2 protein-coding genes are annotated in these 4,265 nt (G+C 57.0%); both read right to left on the bottom strand.

Translation table 11 applies throughout. From position 1 onward, the window contains the following. Nucleotides 1-3,735: hypothetical protein (locus AK963_RS26085; RefSeq protein WP_066018281.1), on the bottom strand; the 3,735-nt coding region annotated here is incomplete at its 3' end. Between the two features lie 96 nt (nt 3,736-3,831). Beyond that, a partial coding sequence (locus AK963_RS33715) for a hypothetical protein (protein WP_202969874.1) occupies nt 3,832-4,265 on the bottom strand: 434 nt, incomplete at its 5' end.

Consider the following 4,265-nt stretch of genomic DNA (forward strand, 5'->3'; position numbering starts at 1 on the left):
CAGCTTCTTCAGCCGCTGAACAATGCCCTGCTTGTCAGGTCGCCCGTCCAGATACCGCTTGATGGCTGCCCGTTCCGCACCGCCCAGACTCTTGAGTCCAGGCACCGAGTAGTGAGGCGCATTGCGGGAATTATATTGTCCACCCTTTTCCTCAATCCCGGCAAAGTCGTCGTCCGTCCACTCATCGCTATCGAGCGTGCCATCGTCCACCGCATCCAGCAGGTCGTCTACTTCGTCCCTTTTGGCCGCATTATCGGTTCTTCCGGCATCGTCAGTTGCTCGTCCGGCCCGTTCTGCCGGTTCACTTTTTCCGTTGCCTCTTTCAGCAGTTTGAACAGGTTGGGCTTGCCGGGTCTCCCAGTCGCGCTCCCGGCGCTTGATGGGATTTCCCCCTTCCCTGGGGGTCTGCTTCGGGTCTTTGATCGGTGTGCTCTTGTCGCCATAGTCTCTCTCCAGCGTGTTATTTGTCTGGTCAATCAGATCATTCAGCGATGCATCCGGGGTACCGAACATATCCCCATCGGCCTGCCCCTGCTTCTGGAGGTACTGTTCAATCTGGTTGGCCAGCTCACTGAGTGCCTGCCCTACCTGCTTGCTCTTATTCAGGTTGGCATCGAGCCAACGAGCGAACATTTCCGTTTCGGGGCTGAAACTGTCCAGCAGGGAGCGTTGATCCAGAATCTCATCCACCGACTGGTTTCGGTTGCGGCTGTCCTGCAAAATGCGACTGGCTTCCACCAGTGATTGAATGACGCCATAGCCACCGAGCTCCGGGTCTATCCCTTTTGTCCTGGCAAAGTGGGGAGCCGCCATTGCCAGTGACTTGATCAGGTTTTTCAGGTCAGGCTTGTCGTCCTCGGCAAACAGGCTATTGAGGCGGTCATCGCCGTAGGCTTTCATAAACAGGGCCGACTCCACACGGTCACGCATCTGCTTATTCCAGTTGCCCTCTTTGGTCTTCAGCTCTCCGGCCTCATCACCGAGCCGGTCAGCGAATCGGGCAAGAAAGATGTCGTTGCTGCGGTGCAGCAGATCACCGGTGCCATCGGTATCAAAGTGGTTCAGGTCTTCCTGGGTAATGCGAGCCGCGTCCAGTTTGGCTTTTTCGGCCGGGGACATTGAGGCGGTATCGCGGGCATTGGCTTCTTTGGTGAAAGCAATGCGCTGGTCGGTATCCATTTCTCCCCGGCGCTGGCGCACCAGTACTGGCTGTTTGAAGTTATCCACAGACTCGGGTTTCAGGCCAAAGGAGTCAGCGTTTTGCTTCAGGTGCTCCCGATAGGCTTTCGCCCGTTCAGGATGGTTTCGGTAGGCTTTGCGGATTGCTGATACACGACCATTACCGCTTTCCACAACACGATCACTGCCGATAATTGGCGCACCGCTGCTGGCCAGCGGGTTGGCTCCCAGCAATTTCGGATTCAGTTTGCTGGCAATACCCCGGATCTGGTCTTCACTGGCTTGGCGGGTTCGGTCCCTTGGTTGCAGTTCTGCCGGATATTCCAGATTTACCTTGCCGGTGTCGTTGTGGCTGGCGATCAGGTCATCGGCTTCGTAAAGGGCGTATTGGGTATCCAGCTCTCGTTCTGCTGTGGATACTTTTTCATTGCTTTTGCCCATCACTGGCTTAACACCAGACGGTGTTCCGGACTTTTCCTGCGCAGTGAGTCGCAGCCCTTCCTGTTGCTGCCGGTTCTCAATGGCCGCCACTTCCCGTTCAAAGCGGATACCGTCACCGCTTTCTACCATGGCCTTCAGGTTGGCCAGAGCTTCTTTCATATTCCGAGGGGTAATGCCACGGCCACTTTTACGGGCCTGCATTTCCAGCTTGCGCTGGTTCTCGATCAGTTTTCTTACCCGACGTTTCTTTCCATCATCACCAAGCTGCCAGTTAAAGGAGCGGAACAACCGGTTCAGGCTGTTCATCCGTTCGGTGTAGCTGGCTAAATCCTGATCGGGGTTGCCGGTATACTCTGGTGAGCCGGGGTGTTGGTTAGGGGCTTTGTCAATATTATCTTGGCGGCGCTGTTGGCTATCCTGCTGCACAGCCTGTGGATCTGCTCCTACTGATCCATACCGATTGGCGGTAAAGTCAGTGGGTGAATACCCCAAGGTCTTGGGTTGCTGTTGTGGTACCGGCTGCTGCTCTTGGTCCGGACGGTAAGGGGCATTGGTCTGCTGTTCAAAGCCAGGGCCGGTAAAAGTGGTTTCATCTCTTTGTGCGGGGCTGTTGGGTTCAACATAAATAGCGTTATCGGTTTCTAATAGTGGCGGCTGTTGCGGGGAACGAGCCTTCTGTCGTTTATAGGCCGGTTGGTTATACTGGCTAAAATCGCCTGCACCTTGTGGGGCTGGTTGTTGTTCTTGTTGTGGCTCAACTTGTGGCTCAACTTCAACCTGTGGTTGTTCAGTTTGCCGGGATTTTTCTCCCAACTCATGGAGCTGGCTCTCCAACCCGGCAATGGCCAGCGAGTTCTGCTGCAGTTGCTCGGCCAGCATGGTCTGGTCAGCATGGGGTTCCTGCATCTGGTCTTGCAGGGTCTGATGCTGGCTCATCAAATCATTCAGCTTGTTCTGAAGGATGCTGACAGCTTCCGGATTACGGGTACGACCAAAACCACCGACAACACCGCCGACCGGACCTCCGACAGCAAGGCCGGTCAGTGCCTGATCCATGGCCTTATCAGTCAAACCAACATCCATACCCACCTGTTGCTGGCCATAGTTGGCTGCTACCTGTTGGCCGTAGCCTTCACCAAACTCCTGTGCACCTTCGGTAATCAATCCTTTCAGGGCATTGGCGCCTCGGGTGCCGGTTGCGCCCAATGCAAGTCCTTCCATAACCGGACCGGCAATCCCCATAGACACCGCACCCACACCGGCAGCCGGAGCAAAGGCTTCTTTGGCCGCTTCTTCTGCCAGCAGGGCTTTCGCCTGCTCGAAAGGCACACGGGTATCACCGCCACCCGCAGCTTCATAAGTCTGCTGATAGAGCTCCTGGAATCTGGGTGAGTCTTTCAGTTGTTCATAACTGGCAGAGAGCACGGCGTTTTTGGCATCTTCTGAACCGGCACCGCCGATCATCAAGCCACCGGTTGCCCCATAACCAATGGCATGGCTGGCCTTGTCGATGGCGTTGGCATACCCCTGAACCCTGCGGGCATCGGCCAGTCCTTTCACACCAGCCGCTGCACCGGTTGCCTGCAGACCTTTCGCCCCCAGTGCTGCGAGTCCTTTACTGGCCAAACCACCAGGGATCATGGACGGTGCCAACGAGCCAAGCCCGGAAGCAAACTGCAGCCCAAAACCAGCAGCGGTACTACCATCGGTCAGGCCATATCCACCGTCGCTTTTGCGCTCGATACCAAACCCTTGCATCGCCTCCACACTGGAAGGCGACATATTGTCGAGCTGTTCCTCGGACTTGTCCCGCAGCCAGTCACTGGCGGCATTATGGCCATCGCCCCCCACCAGTCGGCTCGCACCGGATACCAGGTCTGCCGCACCGGCATAACCGCCATGCCAGAGGGCTTCCCACAGGTCACCGGCATAGCTGCTGTCCGGGTTGCCCCGGCGACGGGTATGCTGATCAAACAGGGAACGGGCTTCCTGATGGTAGCCCTCCGGTATCTGGGGCTTGAGATAGTGCCGCCAGTACTGTTCGCGCAGCCGTTCCTGTTCCTGATCGTCCCCCTGCTGAAACATCGGGGTCGAGCTGAAATCATTCCAGTTCATAGAATCATCCTTGAAAAAACGCTGCCTGCCGCCCGCTACCCGCTGCCCGTAAAAGCGGGTCAGGTGCTTTGCGTGTCTTTTTCGGGAAGCGGTCTGTTACCGTCCGGCGGAGGGATGGAAGTGACGGAAGGTGCCGGGGGTGCGGTTCAATGGGTTGTAACCGGGATAGCCGTAACCCTGCCCCTGCTTCGGCACGGCGGCATTGGGTGTCACCGGAGGGGGTGGTGGCGGTGTCATTGCATCCCCGCTCCCCAATGCCTGCTTTAAAGCCGCCAGCGGGTCCTGCTGTTGTGGTTGCTGCTGACCAAACAGATCAAACCCCAATGTCCGGTTCGGGGTTTCCTCCCCGGTGGTGACATAGCCCGGATTGCGGGGACCGTACTGCTTCATCAGTTGCCCGTAATGATCCTGAACCGCCTCCGGTAGCTGGGCTTTCTGGTCTTTGGGGCTCAACCCTGAGACATCGGCCTGCCCCTGCTGGGCAACCACTTCCTGTAACTGCTCGATCAGCTTGCCAGGATCATTAACCT

This window comes from Endozoicomonas atrinae (assembly GCF_001647025.1).
In the GTDB taxonomy this organism is placed as follows: domain Bacteria; phylum Pseudomonadota; class Gammaproteobacteria; order Pseudomonadales; family Endozoicomonadaceae; genus Endozoicomonas; species Endozoicomonas atrinae.